At 70.8% G+C, this 16,491-nt stretch carries 15 protein-coding genes; 7 read left to right on the plus strand and 8 right to left on the minus strand.

What is annotated here, in order from left to right:
* Window positions 1-90: 90 nt before the first annotated feature.
* Window positions 91-681, minus strand: a complete 591-nt coding sequence (locus tag ACI2K4_RS31670; protein ID WP_404516583.1) for a cob(I)yrinic acid a,c-diamide adenosyltransferase — start codon at window positions 679-681, stop codon at window positions 91-93.
* 127 nt (window positions 682-808) lie between these two features.
* On the opposite strand from ACI2K4_RS31670, the gene murA reads away from it, so the two are divergent.
* Both murA and ACI2K4_RS31680 read left to right on the plus strand, forming a co-directional pair.
* Window positions 809-2,302 (plus strand): UDP-N-acetylglucosamine 1-carboxyvinyltransferase, encoded by a 1,494-nt coding sequence (gene murA / locus ACI2K4_RS31675; RefSeq protein ID WP_404516675.1) that lies wholly within the window; start codon window positions 809-811, stop codon window positions 2,300-2,302.
* 245 nt (window positions 2,303-2,547) lie between these two features.
* On the plus strand, window positions 2,548-3,396 hold the full coding sequence (locus tag ACI2K4_RS31680; RefSeq protein WP_404516584.1) for a 3-hydroxyacyl-CoA dehydrogenase family protein: 849 nt from the start codon (window positions 2,548-2,550) through the stop codon (window positions 3,394-3,396).
* A gap of 100 nt (window positions 3,397-3,496) precedes the next feature.
* Here ACI2K4_RS31680 and ACI2K4_RS31685 read toward each other — a convergent pair whose 3' ends face one another.
* From ACI2K4_RS31685 to ACI2K4_RS31700, 4 genes are all read right to left on the minus strand, one after another.
* Window positions 3,497-4,336, minus strand: coding sequence for an ABC transporter permease (locus tag ACI2K4_RS31685; protein ID WP_404516586.1), 840 nt, complete (start codon window positions 4,334-4,336; stop codon window positions 3,497-3,499).
* Entirely contained in the window at window positions 4,333-5,181 is an 849-nt protein-coding gene (locus ACI2K4_RS31690) for an ABC transporter ATP-binding protein (protein WP_404516587.1), read from the minus strand. Before ACI2K4_RS31690 ends, ACI2K4_RS31685 begins: the two co-directional genes overlap by 4 nt.
* 97 nt (window positions 5,182-5,278) lie before the next feature.
* The gene (locus ACI2K4_RS31695; protein WP_404516590.1) at window positions 5,279-6,280 is read right to left on the minus strand and encodes a polysaccharide deacetylase family protein; all 1,002 of its coding nucleotides are present in this window, start codon (window positions 6,278-6,280) and stop codon (window positions 5,279-5,281) included.
* 134 nt (window positions 6,281-6,414) lie between these two features.
* The gene (locus tag ACI2K4_RS31700; RefSeq protein WP_404516592.1) at window positions 6,415-7,032 is read right to left on the minus strand and encodes a DUF4126 domain-containing protein; all 618 of its coding nucleotides are present in this window, start codon (window positions 7,030-7,032) and stop codon (window positions 6,415-6,417) included.
* 215 nt (window positions 7,033-7,247) lie between these two features.
* Between ACI2K4_RS31700 and nucS the strand changes: the two genes are divergently transcribed.
* Window positions 7,248-7,907 carry an endonuclease NucS gene (gene nucS, locus ACI2K4_RS31705; protein WP_404516594.1) on the plus strand — a complete coding sequence of 220 codons (660 nt, stop codon included), beginning with the start codon at window positions 7,248-7,250 and terminating at the stop codon, window positions 7,905-7,907.
* A gap of 167 nt (window positions 7,908-8,074) precedes the next feature.
* On the opposite strand, the gene ACI2K4_RS31710 is transcribed toward nucS, so the two are convergent.
* Both ACI2K4_RS31710 and ACI2K4_RS31715 read right to left on the minus strand, forming a co-directional pair.
* Entirely contained in the window at window positions 8,075-8,737 is a 663-nt protein-coding gene (locus ACI2K4_RS31710) for a class I SAM-dependent methyltransferase (protein ID WP_404516596.1), read from the minus strand.
* A gap of 81 nt (window positions 8,738-8,818) precedes the next feature.
* Complete coding sequence (locus ACI2K4_RS31715; protein WP_404516598.1) at window positions 8,819-10,318, minus strand: aldehyde dehydrogenase family protein; 1,500 nt, start codon at window positions 10,316-10,318, stop codon at window positions 8,819-8,821.
* 327 nt (window positions 10,319-10,645) lie between these two features.
* Between ACI2K4_RS31715 and ACI2K4_RS31720 the strand changes: the two genes are divergently transcribed.
* The 4 genes from ACI2K4_RS31720 (at window position 10,646) to ACI2K4_RS31735 (ending at window position 15,170) form a co-directional block, all read left to right on the plus strand.
* A complete protein-coding gene (locus ACI2K4_RS31720) occupies window positions 10,646-11,191 on the plus strand; it encodes an FHA domain-containing protein (protein ID WP_404516600.1) in 546 nt (181 codons plus the stop codon).
* A 117-nt stretch (window positions 11,192-11,308) separates the two neighbouring features.
* On the plus strand, window positions 11,309-12,361 hold the full coding sequence (locus ACI2K4_RS31725; protein ID WP_404516602.1) for an alpha/beta fold hydrolase: 1,053 nt from the start codon (window positions 11,309-11,311) through the stop codon (window positions 12,359-12,361).
* Entirely contained in the window at window positions 12,358-13,362 is a 1,005-nt protein-coding gene (locus ACI2K4_RS31730; protein ID WP_404516604.1) for an alpha/beta fold hydrolase, read from the plus strand. Before ACI2K4_RS31725 ends, ACI2K4_RS31730 begins: the two co-directional genes overlap by 4 nt.
* Before the next feature lie 98 nt (window positions 13,363-13,460).
* A complete protein-coding gene (locus ACI2K4_RS31735; RefSeq protein ID WP_404516606.1) occupies window positions 13,461-15,170 on the plus strand; it encodes a 3-hydroxyacyl-CoA dehydrogenase family protein in 1,710 nt (569 codons plus the stop codon).
* Here the strand turns inward: ACI2K4_RS31735 and ACI2K4_RS31740 are convergent.
* Window positions 15,160-16,251: an FG-GAP-like repeat-containing protein gene (locus tag ACI2K4_RS31740; protein ID WP_404516608.1), complete on the minus strand. Its 1,092-nt coding sequence runs from the start codon at window positions 16,249-16,251 to the stop codon at window positions 15,160-15,162. The genes ACI2K4_RS31735 and ACI2K4_RS31740 overlap by 11 nt on opposite strands.
* Window positions 16,252-16,491: the final 240 nt, after the last annotated feature.

Below are 16,491 nucleotides of genomic sequence, written 5' to 3' on the forward strand. Positions count from 1 at the left end.
GTGACCAGGTGGATCACCAGCGCATCGGCAACCAGGACTCCACCCGGCACCGATGATCATCAGGCTCAGCTAGCTTCACCTCGACGCAACTCAAGCCTCCCTCCGATTCACCCGCTTGCCGCCGGGCACCCATAGCACATCGCCCTCCGGATTGGCCGTTCTTGCCAGGATGAACAGCAGATCGGATAACCGGTTGAGATACTTTGCCGGAAGAGTGCTGGTTCGGTCCTGATCGTGATTCACCAGTGCCCAGGCGGCACGTTCGGCTCGTCGAGCCACGGTGCGCGCGACGTGCAGCAGAGCCGCTCCCGGGGTGCCGCCAGGCAGGATGAAGGAGTCGAGCTTGGCCAGTTCCGCGTTGTACTCGTCGCACCAGCCTTCCAGTCGGGTCACGTACTCCTCGGTGACCCGCAACGGCGGATACGCCGGTTCCGGCTCGATCGGGGTGGCCAGGTCGGCGCCGACGTCGAACAGGTCGTTCTGGACCCAGGCCAGCACCCTGCGCAGGTCGTCGCCGAGTTGGCCGAGCGCGATCGCCACCCCGATCGCGGCGTTGCACTCGTCCACGTCCGCGTACGCCACGATTCGTGGATCCGTCTTCTCGACCTGCTCGTTGTTGCTCAGCCTGGTCTGGCCGGCGTCGCCGGTCCTGGTGTAGATGCGGGTGAGGTGAACGGCCATGACGGACAGCGTACGGAGGTCCGACGGTGAGCCGCCCACCCAGACCGCGACGGGTGGCGAGGTCGACCCCGCCGCCGCGCTGACCGCCGGGCGGCCGACCGCCGATGCGGCCGGTGTGACGGCTGACATGACGGCGGGTGTGACCGCCGACCCTACGATGGCCGACGTGGACGTGATCAGGGTCAGCGGCGGCGCCCGGCTCGCCGGAGAGGTACATGTCGTCGGTGCCAAGAACTCGGCGCTCAAGCTGATGGCGGTGGCGCTGCTGGCACCCGGACGCACCGTGATCACGAACGTGCCCCGGATCACCGATATCGCGATCATGGGAGAGGTGCTCCGCCGGCTCGGCTGCCAGGTCTCGTTCGGCGAGGACAACGGCACCTCGACCGGCACCATCGAGGGCATACCGGTGGTTGGCGTGGGGGACGGCGTACCGGCGGAGGTGCCGCCGGTCGACGGCGCCGGACCGGTCCGCGACGTCGCCTCGACGCCCACCGGCGAGGCGCAGGCGGCGGTCGACCTCGACACGGCACCCGGCCGGGCCCGTACGGTCACCATCGACGTGCCGGACGAACCGGGCACCGACGCCGACTATGACCTGGTCCGGCGGTTGCGCGCGTCGATCTGCGTGCTCGGACCGCTGCTCGCCCGGCGCGGATACGTCCGGGTGGCCCACCCGGGCGGCGACGCGATCGGGTCCCGGGGTCTGGACATGCACGTGTCGGGTCTGGCCCGGATGGGCGCGGAGATCGCCGGCTCGCACGGCTTCGTGATCGCGTCGGCCCCGGACGGGCTGCACGGCGCCACCATCTGGCTCGACTTCCCCAGCGTCGGCGCGACCGAGAACCTGGTCATGGCGGCGGTGCTGGCAAAGGGGACCACCGAGATCGACAACGCGGCCCGGGAGCCGGAGATCGTCGACATCTGCGCCATGCTCTCCGCGATGGGGGCCCAGATCGAGGGGGCCGGCACCTCCACCATCCGGATCGAGGGCGTGAGCGAGCTGCGACCGGTGCGCCACCGTACGGTCGGGGACCGGATCGTCGCCGGCACCTGGGCCTTCGCGGCGGCGATGACCCAGGGGGACGTGACCGTGACCGGGGCGAGCCCGAGCTTCCTGGAGATCGCGCTGGACAAGGTGATCTCCGCTGGCGGGCTGGTCGAGACCCGTACCGACGCCTTCCGGGTACGGATGGACCGGCGCCCGACCGCCGTGGACGTGGTCACCCTGCCGTTCCCCGGCTTCGCCACCGACCTGCTGCCGATGGCGATCGGGATGGCCTCGGTCAGCGAGGGAGCCTCGCTGATCACCGAGAACATCTTCGACGGCCGCTTCATGTTCGTGAACGAGATGGCCCGGCTCGGCGCGGACATCAAGACCGACGGGCACCACGCGGTCGTACGCGGTCGCGAGCGTCTCTCCAGCGCCCCGGTCCGCGCCACCGACATCCGGGCCGGTGCCGGTCTGGTGATCGCCGGACTCTGTGCCGACGGGGTGACCGAGATATCCCACGTGCACCACGTGGACCGGGGCTACCCGGACTTCGTCGCCGACCTGCGCGCCCTCGGCGTCGAGGTGGAACGGACCACCGCCCCCGCCGAACAGAACTTCACCCTCTGACCCCCGAGCCCTCCTGCCTCCCACCCCTCCTGCCCTTTGCCCCCTCCCACCCCTCACGCCGTTCTTTCCCCCTCCCGCCTCTCCTACCGTTTGTCGCCCTCCCGCCTCTCCTGCCGCTCGATCCCCCCTCCCGCCTCCCCTGTCGTCCCGTCCCCCTTCCCTGCCGTTCGCCTCTCCTGAGGTGTCGTTCAGGTAGACGGATAGAGTGCGATGGACAGCAGGCGTACCAGGGGAGGAGCAGGCGGATGGCGGGTCGACTCGCGATCATCGGGGCTGGCTTGATGGGCTCGGGCATCGCCCAGGTGGCGGCGCGGGCAGGGTGGCAGGTGACGCTGCGCGACCTGGACGACGCGGCGACCCGGCGCGGCCTCGACGGTATCCGTGCCTCGCTGGAGAAGTTTGCCAGCAAGGGCAAGATCGAAGCTGGTGAGGTTGAGGCGACGCTGTCCCGGATCACCCCGACCACCGACCTGGAGGCTGCGGTTGACGCCGACCTGGTGGTCGAGGCGGTGTTCGAGCGGCTGGAGCTCAAGCAGGAGGTGTTCCGCGAGCTGGACCGGATCTGCCGTCCCGAGGCGGTGCTCGCCACCAACACCTCGGCCATCCCGGTCACCCAGATCGCGGCGGTCACCGAACGGCCGGAATCGGTCGTCGGCACCCACTTTTTCTCACCGGTGCCGATGATGCAGCTCTGCGAACTGGTGCGCGGCTTCAAGACCAGCGACGAGACGCTGGCCACCGCCCGTGCCTTCGCCGAGGGGATCGGCAAGACCTGTGTCGTGGTCAACCGGGACATCGCCGGCTTTGTCACCACTCGGCTGATCACCGCCCTGGTGATGGAGGCGATCAAACTGGTCGAGTCCGGCGTGGTCTCGGCCGAGGACCTCGACACCGCCTGCAAGCTCGGCTTCGGGCACGCCATGGGTCCGCTCGCCACCATCGACCTGACCGGGGCGGACGTGCTGCTGCACGCCACCCGGAACATCTACTCCGACACCGGCGACGCGAAGTTCTTCCCGCCCGAGCTGCTCCAGCGCATGGTCAACGCGGGGGACCTGGGTCGCAAGACCGGACAGGGCTTCTACTCGTACTGAGCTTGCGGTCCGGGTTGTGGCCCACCGTGCCCGGCGCAGAGATCAAGCTTGACCGCTCGGAGCCGGGCACGGTGGGCCACAACCAACCCAACCTACGTTCTCAACCGTCGCGACGGGTCGTCCAGCGGAAGGTGCGGAGGCAGAGGACGAGGCCGACAACGCACCACACGGCGAGCACCAGGGCGACCTTGCCCAACTCGTACGAGCCGGCGGGTTCCTGGGCACCGAACGAGGCGGGCAGGAAGACCGAACGCAGGCCCTGGCACATCCACTTCAGCGGAAAGATCGCCGCCACCTGCTGCATCCACGTCGGCAGGTCGGTGAAGACGAAGAAGACGCCGGAGATGAACTGGAGGATCAGGGCGACCGGCGTGACCGTACTGGGTGCGCTGCGGCCGCTGCGGGCCAGTGACGAGAAGGCGATGCCGCAGAGGGTGCAGGCGGTGATGCCGAGGACGGAGACCCAGGCGAAGGTGAGCCACTTCGTGCCGGTGTCGGGCAGGTCGAGGTCGAACAGGAGGACCGCGACGGCGAGCAGGAGGACCGTCTCGGCGACGCCGATCACGGTCACCATAATGATCTTGCCGACGAAGTAGACCCACTTCGGCATCGGAGTGCCGCGCAGGCGTTTGAGCACACCCCGGTCGCGTTCGATCGGGATCTGGATGGCCAGGCTCTGGAACCCGACGGTCATCAGCCCGGTCGCGATCATGCCGGTGACAAAATACTGGGTGAACCGGACCCCGCCCCCGATCTCGCCCTCGAAGATCGAGGCGAAGATCAGGATCAGTACCACCGGGAAGAGCATGGTGAAGACCACGGACTCACGGCTGCGCAGGAACTGGCGCAGCTCCAGCCGTCCCTGGCGCAGGCCGAGCGCCGCCGGGCCGGTCCGGCGGGGCGTGGTCGCCACGTCGGCGGTCCGCGTGGTGGTGGTCATCGCTGTCCGATCATCCGCAGGTAGACGTCTTCCAGGGTCGGGCGGGTCACGGTGAGGCCGGGCACCTCGCCGCCGTACCGCCCGGCCAGTTCGGCGATCAGCGCCGTCGGCGTCGCGCTCTCCGCGTGCTGCGGCGTCCCGTCCGGGGTACGCCAGGAGACGACCGGAAGCGCCTGCTGGCGGTTGCCCAGCTCGGCCGGGGTGGCCACCTCGACGAGCTGACCGGCGGCGATCACGCCGACCCGGTCGGCGAGCGATTCCGCCTCGTCCAGGTAGTGCGTGGTCAGCACGATGGTGGTGCCGGCGTCGGCCAGGTCGCGGATCAGCTCCCAGAACTCGCGTCGCGCCTCCGGGTCGAATCCGGTGGTCGGCTCGTCCAGGAAGAGCAGTTCGGGGCGTCCGATGATGCCGAGGGCCACGTCGAGCCGGCGCTTCTGCCCACCGGAGAGGGTGTGCGTACGGGCACGGGTCTTCTCGGTCAGCCCGACCCGGGCGATCACCCGCTGTGGATCGTCTGGATTCGGGTAGAAGGCGGAGAAATGATCGACCACCTCGCCCACGGTCAGGTCGTCGAACTCGCCGGTGCCCTGGAGCACGATCCCGACCCTGGCCCGCCAGTCCTGGCCGGCGCTGTCCGGGTCGACGCCGAGCACGCTGACCTCGCCGCCGTCGCGGCGCCGGAAACCTTCCAGGATCTCCACCGTGGTGGTCTTGCCGGCCCCGTTCGGGCCGAGCAGGGCGAACACCTCGCCGGTACGCACGGTCAGGTCCAGGCCGGCCACGGCGCTGTGCTCGCCGTACGACTTGCGCAGGCCCCGCACCGAGATCGCTGCCTGGTCACTCATGCCGACCACTATGCGCGCCGACCCGCGAAGACCAGGATCCGGGGTCCGGCGAAAGTGACGCGGCTTCCGGCCGGCGGCTTCCGGCCGGCGGCGCGGGTCAGGCCGCGGCGAGTACCTCGGAGAGGGGGGCCGGGACCAGGCCGCGCTGGCGCAGCCCGGCCAGGATGTGCGGCAGCGCCTCGTCCGTCATCTCCGCGTTGGCCTCGGTCACGTGCATGATCACCACTGAGCCGGGGTGTACCTGGTCCAGCACCGCCCGGACGATCGGCTGCCACGAGGTGGCGAACGGGTCGCCGCTGACCACGTCGCCGTCGACCACGGTGAGACCGAGCGGGGCCAGCGCGGCGAGCGCCGCGCCGTCGTGGCAGAGCCCCGGGAAGCGGAAGTAGCGGGTCTGCCGCCCGCCGTACGGCTCGATCAGCCGAAACGTCTTCGCCACGTCCTCGGTCATCCCGGTGGTGGCGACCCGGGGCAGGTCGTAGCAGTTGCCGGTGAAGGCCAGGTGTCCGTACGTGTGGTTGGCCAGTTCGAAGCGGGGATTCTCGGCCAGTCGACGGGTGAGGTCGGGATAACGCTCGACCCACTTGCCGGTGAGGAAGAAGGTGGCCGGCAGCTCCTCGCGTTCGAGCAGGTCGAGGATGCGCAGGTTGGCGTACGACTTCACCCTGCCGGTCCGAAGGTTGTAGAGCATCGAGTCGGTCATGTCGGCGTCGAAGGTGAGCGCGACCCGGTTTCCCGTACGCGGGCCGTGGTCGACCACCGGCGGCCGGGTCCCCGCCCTGGTCGCGCCGGGGACACCCGGGCCCGGCGCGGAGGTTCCGGTCGGTCCCGGCGCGACGGCGCGGGACGGCCCCGGCCCGGTGCCGCCGGACCCGTCCGGGGTGGGCGTGCCGGTCTGGCCCGGTCGGCTCGACGGCCCCGCCGGAGTGCCGGTGGGGCTGCCGACCGGGTCGGCGACGCCGCTCGGGACCCAACCCGCGCGGGCCGCGCGATCCGGTGGCGAGAGCGTCCTGCTCAGCGCGACCGCGCTGGTGGCGGTGCCGATGACGGCGGCCAGCACCAGCGCGCCGAGCAGCAGACGGGACCGGGTTCGGCTCACGGCGCCGATCATGCCAGAGGTGAGAAAACCTCATCGCCCACAAGGGAACCCACCACCCGGAAGGGGGTGCGGAGTCACCCGTTCGGGGCGGGGTCGCCCGCTCCGGGGGGTGGGGGTCGGTCGGGCCGGACCGGTCAGACGCGGAAGCCGGCGGCGCGGGCCGCCTCCCGTTCCTGTTTGCGCGTTCGGCGGCGGCGTAGCACCCAGGGCACCAGGATGACGAAGCCGACCAGGAAGAGCAGCACCAACACCGGCAGGACGATCGCGACGAGCGACATCACGACGCTGGTCGCGTCCTCGGCGGTGCTGGCGACCGGTGCCCCGAAACCGGCGGTGCCGACGTTGACCAGCGGCCGGGTGGCTGACTTGACCGCGTGTACGCCGAACGCGATCACCACGCCGACCACGATCGGTACCCACTGGTTCGAGGAGAAGAAGCTGCCGGGGTCGCTGACCGTCACCGTCTCGGAGCTGGAACCCGCGCCGAACGCCAGCCCACCGGCGGTCGGTCGGACCACCGTCTGGACCAGGTCGTTGACGTGGTCGACCACCGGCACCTTGTCGGCGACGACCTCGATCGCCAGGAGCACCGCCAAAATCGTCAGCACCCAGCCGTTGGAGAGCCATTGCCAACCGCTGGGCAGGTCGATCAGGCCGGTGAAGCGGGACAGCAGTCCCATCGTCAGGAGGGGGATGTACGCGTTCAGGCCGGCCGACGCGGCGAGACCCGTACCGGTGAGGGCTTCCAGCACGCGGTCAGCATCTCACCGCGGTACGACTTTCGCTCAGCGGCGGTCGGTGGGTTCCGGCCGGCGGCGATCGGCCGGTCCCGTACGTCGGTGTTCGGCCGGTCCCGTACGTCGGCGATCGGCCGGTCCCGTACGTCGGCGATCGGCCGGTCCCGTACGTCGGTGTTCGGCCGGCGTGCGCGGCGGGCGTCGCCGGGCCGCTCCGCTACCCTCGTCGGGTGCGGTTGGTGATAGCGCGATGCGCGGTGGACTATGTCGGACGACTCTCGGCGCATCTGCCGCTGGCGACCCGACTGTTGATGGTCAAGGCCGACGGGTCGGTGTCGATCCACGCCGACGACCGGGCGTACAAGCCGCTCAACTGGATGAGCCCGCCCTGTCGGCTGGAGGAGGCTCCCGGGGTGTGGCGGGTGGTGAACAAGGCCGGCGAGGAGCTGCGGATCACCCTGGAGGAGGTCTTCCAGGACACCTCGTACGAGCTCGGGGTCGATCCCGGCCTGCGCAAGGACGGGGTCGAGGCGCACCTGCAGGAGTTGCTGGCGGCGAACCCGACCACGCTCGGAGACGGCTTCACCCTGATCCGCCGGGAGTATCCGACCGCGATCGGCCCGGTCGACCTGCTCTGCCGCGACGGTGCCTCGGCCACGGTGGCGGTCGAGGTGAAGCGGCGCGGCGACATCGACGGGGTGGAGCAGTTGACCCGCTACCTCGAACTGCTCAACCGCGATCCGCTGCTCGCCCCGGTGCGCGGTGTCTTCGCCGCCCAGGAGATCAAGCCGCAGGCCCGGGTGCTCGCCGCCGACCGGGGCATCCGCTGCGTCGCGGTCGACTACGACCGGCTACGCGGCATCGAACGCGACGAACTCACCCTCTTCTGATCCGCTGCGCCGCTGATCCGTCACGCGGTCGGCCCGCTGCGCCGCTGATCCGCCATGCCGCCGGCCCGCTATGCCGCCGGCCCGCCGGCCTGCTCGGCGGCGGTCTCGCCCGGGTGTTAACAAGGGCCCCTTCCTATACAAAAAGCGATAACAGGGGGCCCTTCCTTTCACCTGGGGGCGCCTAGGACGGCGATTAGGGATTTGGGGAGGGTTACCAGGCGCTCGGTGCGGATCTCGGACTTGGGGAAGTAGTGCCGCATCTGGGAGCGGTCGACCAGCTCGGTCCAGAGCACCTGCTGGATCGCGGCCTCGTGGGTCTTGGCCGGCGAGTGGGCCAACGGCCACCGGCGGGCCACCAGCGTACGGAAGCGGACCGGCAGGAACTGCATGCCCGGGGCGATCCAGTGTGGCTCGATCGGGAAGTAGCGGTACGGGGTCTGCACCCAGTGGGCGTCGCTGAGCAGGTGCACGGACTCGGCGAACCGTACCCGCCGCTCGTGGCCGCCGACGTGTTCCAGCACCGAGTTGGAGAAGACCAGGTCGTAGCGGCGGCCGGCGATGTCACGGGGAAGCGCGCAGGCGTCACCGTGGTCGACCTCGGCCCAGGACGGCACCTCGGGTGGCGGCTTCTCCAGGTTGACCACGTGTACGTGCTTCGGCCGTACCGCCGCCCGTGCCCAGGTCTCCACCCGACCGCCGAGGTCGATGATGGACATCTGGGACAGGTCGGGGAACGTCTCGACCAGCCAGGTGGCCCGTTTGCTGCGCCGGCGGGCAGCAAACGAATCCTCGTTCTCGACCAGGCGAGATCGCAATGCGTGTATCCCCACTTGACGGAATGTAGGGGTACGTCAGCTTGAGCCGGTATATCTGAAACGCCTATTCATCGACCACGATCGGCCACGTAAGGGTCACCGTCCGTACATTATTTTGACGGCTTTTGCGATTTTCGCGACCTGTGCCGGGGTGCGCTCGAAGGTCATCGCGGGCAGCAGCGACGGTCCGCGACGTACGGTCATCGACTTCGCCCGGCCGAACTCGCGCAGCCCGTCGTCGCCGTGGACCCGGCCGAAGCCGGAGTCACCCACTCCGCCGAAGGGGAGCGTGGACATGCCGACGAAGCTGAGTACGGAGTTCACCGCCACCATCCCGGAGCGCAGCCGACCGGCCAGCTCGACCGCCCGCCGCTTGCCGAAAACCGAGCCGCCGAGCCCGTACGGCACCGCGTTTGCCCTGGTCACGGCGGCATCGGCGGTTGCGACCCGGCTGATGGTGAGGGTTGGTCCGAAGGTCTCCTCGCGTACCGCGAGCGCGTCTTCCGGCACGTCCACCAGGATGGTCGGCCGCACGTACGGCGGCTGCACCGCGTCGGCCCCGCCGAGCACCGCCCGACCGCCCCGAGCCAGGGCGTCGTCGATGTGTCGCCGGATCACGTCGAGCTGTGCGGGCATGGTGATCGGGCCGAGATGTGCGTCCGGTTCGGAGCCCACGGTGAGCTTTTGCGCCTTCGTCACCACCTTCGCCACAAAGTCGTTGTATATCCCCTCGACGGCGTAGACCCGCTCGATGCCGATGCAGGTCTGGCCCGCGTTGGTGAGCGCGCCCCAGACCGCGGCCTCGGCGGCGGCGTCCAGGTCCGCGTCCTCGTCCACGATCATCGCGTCCTTGCCGCCCGCCTCCAGCAGTACCGGCGTCAGCGACTCGGCGCAGGCGGCCATCACCTTGCGCGCGGTCGCGGTGGACCCGGTGAACGCCACCTTGCCCACCCCGGCCCGGCAGAGCATGGCGCCGACGTCGCCGAGCCCGTGCACCACCTGGAGTACGGGCTGCTCCGGCACCACCTCGGCGAAGCTGTCGGCCAGCCACTGCCCGACCGCCGGGGTGTACTCGCTCGGCTTGAGCACCACGGCGTTGCCGGCGGCGAGTGCGTACGCGATCGAACCGACCGGGGTGAGGACCGGGTAGTTCCATGGTCCGATCACGCCGACGACGCCGTACGGCTGGTATTCGAGCCGGGCGGCGAACTCGGCCACGATGAGCCGGGAGCGGACCCGGCGGGGGCCGAGCACCCGTCGGGCGTTGCGGGCCGCCCAGTCGACGTGTTCGATCGCGGAGGCGATCTCGACGACGGCGTCGGCGATCGGCTTGCCGCCCTCGGCGTGGACCAGCCCGGCGAGTTCGTCGATCCGGTTCGCCAGCAGTGACCGCCAGCGCAGCAGCAGCCTTCGGCGCCCGGTGAATCCCAGCCCGGCCCACCAGGTCGCGGCCGTTCGTGCCCGGTCCACCCGGCCGGTCAGCCCGTCCGCGTCGAGCACCGGGAACCGGCCCACCTCGGCCCCGGTGGCGGGATGGGTGGACACCAACTCGCCGCGATCGACCACCAGTACGCCCGGACCGTGCAGAGCCGTCATGGCGGAAGTCTAAACCCGAATATTACTCACGGGTAGCCGCCAACCACCGCGCCTCCCCGACGAGGGCAGGGCGTTGGCCCACCGTGCCCGGCGCAGAGATCAAGCTTGACCGCTCGAAGCCGGGCACGGTGGGCCAACGCACGACACACATCGACAAACCCCACCCGAACCGGTGACTCGAATTCACCCACCGGACGAACAACTCCGGCCTGCGGTTAATGGAGATGGGAGCCGCTCGATGTCAGGCTGACCGGGGGCGCCAAGGGGGGCGTGGCGACCGGCCTTCGGGGGAGGGCCGGTCCGGCGAACGAGCCGTGCGGAGATTCGATGACGGACGAGTTGCACCTGTTGCCGCTGCTGACGGTGGTCAACGGACCGTTGCGTGGGGCCAGCTTCCGGCTGCGGCCGGGGGCCCGCACGATCGGGCGGGAGGAGGGCGTTGACGTCCTGATCGACGACCGGAAGGTGAGCCGGCGGCACGCCACGATGGAGTTGTCGCAGGGACGTGCCCTGCTGGCCGACAACGGGTCGACCAACGGCACCTGGCTGAACGACGAACTGGTCAACCGGGTCAGGGAGCTACGAGACGGTGACCGGATCCGGGTCGGACACGTGGAGTTGCGGTTTTTCGACCCCTCGGCGGCGCTCACCGATCCGGTCGGCACCATCCGCTACACCCGGACCGCGCCGCAGCAGCCCCGCTGGCGGGCCGACGAGCCGGCGGCGCCGGCCACCGGGGCGACCGCCGCCGCGTTGGGCGCGCCGACCCAGTTGATGGCGACCGGTCGCCGTGCCGGCCGGGTGCTCTGGCTCTTCGGCGGCGGCACGGTGTTGGCCGGCTGGGCGACTTGGGCGTACCTGGTGCTGAACTGACGGATTCGGGTGGATCCTCCCGCCGGATCGGGCGTCGTCCGGCGCCATGACCGGGCCGCCGGCTTATGTGGGGAGGCCACACTGCCGGCCCCGGCGAGGAGTGGCACCATCGCGGGGATGGAAACCGAACAGGTGAACATCACCGCCCGGGGCATCACCCAGAACGTGCTTGTCGCCGGGCCGGCGGACGGCAGTCCGGTGCTGCTGATCCACGGAAACTGCTCGTCCGCCGACTTCTGGCGCCCGCTGCTGCGCCACCTGCCGCCCACCCTCCGGATCATCGCGCCCGACCTGCGCGGTTACGGCGCCAGCGAGACCGCGCCGGTCGACGCCAGCCGTGGCCTGGCCGATTTCGCCGACGACGTGGCCGCGCTGCTCGACGCCCCGGGTCTGTTCGGCGCCCCGGGTGCCCGCCCGGTGGTGGCCGCCCACTCGATGGGTGCTGGCGTCGCCATGCAACTGCTGGTCGACCACTCGGACCGGATCCGCGCGCTGCTGCTCGAATCGCCGCTCTCGCCGTACGGCTTCGGCGGCACCCGGGACCTGGACGGCACCCCGACCAGCGCCGACTTCGCCGGCACCGGCGCCGGCACCGCCAATGTGGACTTTGTCACCCGGTTGGCGGCGAAGGACCGGGGAGCGGACGGACCGACCAGCCCCCGCAACGTCATGCGGACCGCGTACGTGGCCGACCCGGCCGTCTTCGGCGACGACGAGGACCTGCTTCTGGAGAGCATGTTGAGCACCGCCACCGGGGAGGCGAACTACCCGGGCGACGCGACCACGACCGCCACCTGGCCGGGTGTCGGACCGGGTGACCGGGGTGTGCTGAACACCATGGCGCCGAAGCACTTCCGGATCGCCGACCGGCTGGTCTCCGCGCCGGTCAAGCCGCCGATCACCTGGGTACGCGGTGACGCCGACGCGATCGTCTCGGACACCTCGCTGTTCGATCTGGCGTACCTCGGCTCACTCGGCCTGGTCCCCGGCTGGCCCGGCGCCGACGAGTGCCCGCCGCAGCCGATGGTCGGACAGACCCGGGCGGTGCTGGAGCGGTACGCGGCGGCCGGTGGGGCGTACCGCGAGATCGTCTACGGCGGGTGCGGGCATTCGCCGCACGTCGAGCGCCCGGCCGAGTTCGCCGCCGCGTTGCTGGACCTGATCGCGTGACCGGAACGGGCGCGGGTGCGGGGTCGGGCACGGGTGACGTCAGCACCTCGGAACGAGCGGCCGGCACCGGGCGGGAGCGGGTGCCGTACCTGCGGCGGACGGTGCCGGTGGACGGTGGTGAGCTGACCGTCGGCGAGTGGGGACGCGGCGGCGACGGGCCGCTGCTGCTCGCCGTACACGGGATCACCTCCTCCCACCTGGCCTGGTCGGTGGTGGGCGAGCGGGTCGGCGACGACCACCGGCTGGTCGCGGTCGACCTGCGCGGCCGGGGTGGGAGCCGGGACCTGCCGGGTCCGTACGGTATGGCCCGGCACGCGGCCGACCTGGTCCGGGTGATCGAGGCGTACGGCGGCGGTCCGGCCGTCGTGCTCGGCCACTCGATGGGCGGATTTGTCGCCGTCGAGCTGGCCCGCGGTCACCCGGAACTCGTCCGGCGACTGGTGCTGGTTGACGGCGGCGCCCCGCTGCCGGCCCCACCCGGCCTGGACCCGACGGCCGACGAGCAGGCCGTGTCGGCCGCCATCTCGGCCACCGTCGGCCCCGCCTTCACCCGCCTGAGCAGGACCTTTCCCGACCCGGAGTCCTACCGACAGACGTGGCGCACGCACCCGGCCTTCGTCGACTGGACCCCCGCGATGGTCCGGTACGTCGACTACGACCTGGTCGGCACGGCACCCGAACTGCGTCCGTCCTGCAAGTTGGAGGCGGCCGTCCGGGACGCCCGCGACCAGTACGCCTATCCCGGCGTGCGGCCGGCGGCGCTGCCCGTGCCGGCGGTCTTCCTGCGGTCGCCCCGGGGTCTGCTGGACGAGCCGGACAAGCCGCTCTATCCCGCCGGTTACGCCACCGCCTGGCTGCCGGGTGTGGTCGAGCGGACGGTCTCCGGGGTGAACCACTACACCATCGCCCTTGGTGAGAGCGGCGCCGCCGCGATCGAGGCGGCGGTCCGGGAGGGTGGCGGGACCGCCGGGCGGGACGGGGCCGGCGCCGCCGAACGCTGACCCGTACCGGCCGGTCGGGTTGGAGCATGGTTAACTGCGCCGGCAGGGACTTAGCGGCCGTTCAACTCACGGGCGGCCCGGGAACGGTGGAGGCGGCTGTGGCGGGCGAGATCACCAGCGTGGGCGTCATCGGACTGGGCACGATGGGCGCCGGCATCGTCGAGGTGTTCGCTCGCAACGGTGTCGAGGTGCTGGCGGTGGAGATCTCCGAGGAGGCGCTGGAGCGGGGCCGGGCCACCCTGGCCGGCTCCACCGACCGCGCGGTCGCCCGGGGGAGGCTCACCGCCGAGCAGCGGGACGCGCTGCTCGGTCGGGTTCGTTTTGTCGTTGGTCTGGCCGCACTCTCCGATGTCGACCTGGTGGTCGAGGCGGTGCCCGAGCGCCTCGACCTGAAGCGGCGGGTCTTCGGCGAACTCGACCGGATCTGCCGCCCGGACACGATCCTCGCCACCAACACCTCCTCGTTGAGCGTCACCGAGATCTCGGTCGCCACCAGCCGGCCGCGGCAGGTCGTCGGGCTGCACTTCTTCAACCCGGCGCCGGTGATGAAACTGGTCGAGGTGGTCCGTACGGTGGTCACCGCCGCCGAGGTGGTCGACGCCGTCGAGGCGCTCTGCGCCCGGCTCGGCAAGGTCGCCGTGACCATCGCCGACCGGGCCGGCTTCATCGCGAACGCCCTGCTCTTCGGCTATCTCAACCAGGCGGTCGAGCTGTTCGAGAGCCGGTACGCGACCCGGGAGGACCTGGACGCGGCGATGCGGCTCGGTGCCGGGCTGCCGATGGGTCCGCTCGCCCTGCTGGACCTGATCGGCCTCGACACCGCGTACGAGATCCTGGACACGATGTACCGGCGCGGTGGCCGCAACCGGCGGCACGCTCCCGTGCCGCTGATCCGGCAGATGGTCACCGCCGGGCTGCTCGGGCGGAAGTCCGGTCGGGGTTTCTACACCTACCAGCGCCCGGGTTCGGGGGTGGTGGTGCCGGACGAGACGACCCCGCCCGTGGTCGAGCCCGCCGTTCCGGTGCCGGTCGGCGAGACCCCGACCGCCTCCGGCGGCGGTGCCGCGCGGGGTCCGGTCGGGCTGGTCGGGGCGGGGCCGCTCGCCGACGCGCTGGCCGAGATCTTCGCCGCCGCCGGGCACCGGGTGGTCACGCTGACCGGGGAGGAGTCGGAGCTGACCCCGCTGGCCGAGGTCGACCTCGTGGTCGAGGCGGTCGCCGACGACCCGCAGGTCAAACGGGCGCTCTTCGCTCGGCTCGACCAGGTTTGCCGGCCCGGCACCGTGTTCGCCACCACGACCTCGGTGTTGCCGGTGATCGACCTGGCGATGGCGAGTGGTCGCCCGGCGGACGTGGTCGGGCTGCACTTTCCCCGCCCGGTCGGCGAGCGGCAACTGGTCGAGGTGGCGCGGACCGTCCGCAGTTCGGTGGAGGCGGTGGCGGCCGCGCGTACGTTCGGGGTGGGTCTCGGTCGGACCGTGGTGGTCTGCGCCGACCGGCCCGGGTACGTGGTCGACGCGCTGCTCTTCCCGTACCTGAACGACGCGATCCGGATGCTGGAGGCGTCGTACGCGACCGTCGAGGACATCGACCACGCGATGCGGCTCGGCTGTGCCTACCCGGTCGGCCCGTTCGAACTGCTCGACGAGGTGGGGCTGGACGTGGCCCTGGAGGTCCAGCGGAGCGTCTACCGGGCGACGCGGGAGCCGGGGCTGGCTCCCGCGCCGCTGCTGGAACAACTGGTCACCGTCGGTCACCTCGGTCGCGGAACCGGCCGGGGCTTCCGGGAGTGGACCGTCAGCTCTTGACCCGTACGGTCACCCCGGCGATGTCGTCCTTGCCGTCGGTGAGGAGCCGGTAGACGAACTTGTCGCTCTGGGTGTGCAGTCCGTTCGGGGTGTAGAGGATCGTACGGCGGCTGGTGATCTGGAGCTTGCCGTACTTCGGCGGGGTCACGATGACGATTTTCGAGGCGCTGGTGTAGAGGTCGTTCGCCAGCACCGGGATGTCCACCTTCTTGTTGCCCTTGGTCGAGGCGGTGTCGTCGTCGGCCAGCGGTGCCGCGCCGAAGCCGCCCCGCCCGTTGCCGATGAAGTGGGTGACCTCGCCGGTGTCGTAGTTGGTGGTACGCACGTCCGGCCTACCGTCGCCGTTCGCGTCGAGCACCGCCACGGCCCAGAAGTAGTCGGGGGTGCCGTGCAACTGGATCTCGGTGCCGTCGTCGAGCACCACCACCACGCCGTTCTCGTACTGGCTCGGGCAGAGGTGGTAGGCGAGCACGAGATCGGTGGCTCCGTTGCCGTTGAGGTCGGCCAGCACGAAGTCCGGGTAACCACCGCACGTGAACTCGACCGGGCCGCGTACCAGCCGGCCGGAGGCGGTGTTCAGGAAGGTCATGAAGCCGTCGCCCTGGTCGGTCCAGACGTAGACGTCCTGCCGGCCGTCGCCGTTGAAGTCGTCCAACCCGATGAAGCTGGCGTCGGCGATCGCCTCGAAGCCGTCCACGGTGGAGTAGTCGCGCAGGACCAACAGGTCGGGGCTGGGCCCGACCGGGTGGGTGAACCAGGTCACCACCAGTTCGACCGTACCGTTGCCACCCAGGTCGACGACGACGCCCATGTCCGGGCAGTTGCCGTCCGGGACGCCGGGCACCGCGTAGGCGTACGCCGTGGCGGGACCGTAGCCGCCGGTTCCGTTGCCGAGGGACACCTCGACGCCGCACGTGTTGACCAGGTCGTGGGAGGTCAGGACCGCGCGGTCGCCGACCCCGTCGCCGTTCAGGTCGCCGTAGAGTGGATCGCCCTGTCCGCCCGCCCAGGCCGACGGTGCCGCGCCGACCACGGCCATCGCCGCGATCACCGCCAGTACGCTGATGCGCTTTCGCCACATGATGTAACCCTCCCCGCCTTCGGACCGCTCTCCCAGCCGCCCGTTACCCGACGATGCCGGTCCGCCGAACTGGTCCTGCCACCCGTCGACCGCGCTGGTTCGGGCCGTTGCCTGGGTGCCCGCCGACTCGGCGGCCGGCTGCTAACAGACGATGCCGGTTCAGCGGCCGTTCCGGAACGCGGTGACGGTGATCTGTCTTTCGACCTGACCGCGCGGCCAACCGGGTATCGGCCGGTGCGG

This window comes from Micromonospora sp. NPDC050397, from assembly GCF_044901685.1.
In the GTDB taxonomy this organism is placed as follows: Bacteria; Actinomycetota; Actinomycetes; order Mycobacteriales; family Micromonosporaceae; genus Micromonospora_G.

What these genes read in the sequence shown, in the direction of transcription:
- ACI2K4_RS31740 (WP_404516608.1), bottom strand. Translation starts at nt 16,251, where the DNA reads ATGTGGCGAAAGCGCATCAGCGTACTGGCGGTGATCGCGGCGATGGCC.
- ACI2K4_RS31680 (WP_404516584.1), top strand. Translation starts at nt 2,548, where the DNA reads ATGGCGGGTCGACTCGCGATCATCGGGGCTGGCTTGATGGGCTCGGGC.
- ACI2K4_RS31725 (WP_404516602.1), top strand. Translation starts at nt 11,309, where the DNA reads ATGGAAACCGAACAGGTGAACATCACCGCCCGGGGCATCACCCAGAAC.
- murA (WP_404516675.1), top strand. Translation starts at nt 809, where the DNA reads ATGACGGCGGGTGTGACCGCCGACCCTACGATGGCCGACGTGGACGTG.
- ACI2K4_RS31690 (WP_404516587.1), bottom strand. Translation starts at nt 5,181, where the DNA reads ATGAGTGACCAGGCAGCGATCTCGGTGCGGGGCCTGCGCAAGTCGTAC.
- ACI2K4_RS31670 (WP_404516583.1), bottom strand. Translation starts at nt 681, where the DNA reads ATGGCCGTTCACCTCACCCGCATCTACACCAGGACCGGCGACGCCGGC.
- ACI2K4_RS31685 (WP_404516586.1), bottom strand. Translation starts at nt 4,336, where the DNA reads ATGACCACCACCACGCGGACCGCCGACGTGGCGACCACGCCCCGCCGG.
- ACI2K4_RS31720 (WP_404516600.1), top strand. Translation starts at nt 10,646, where the DNA reads ATGACGGACGAGTTGCACCTGTTGCCGCTGCTGACGGTGGTCAACGGA.
- ACI2K4_RS31715 (WP_404516598.1), bottom strand. Translation starts at nt 10,318, where the DNA reads ATGACGGCTCTGCACGGTCCGGGCGTACTGGTGGTCGATCGCGGCGAG.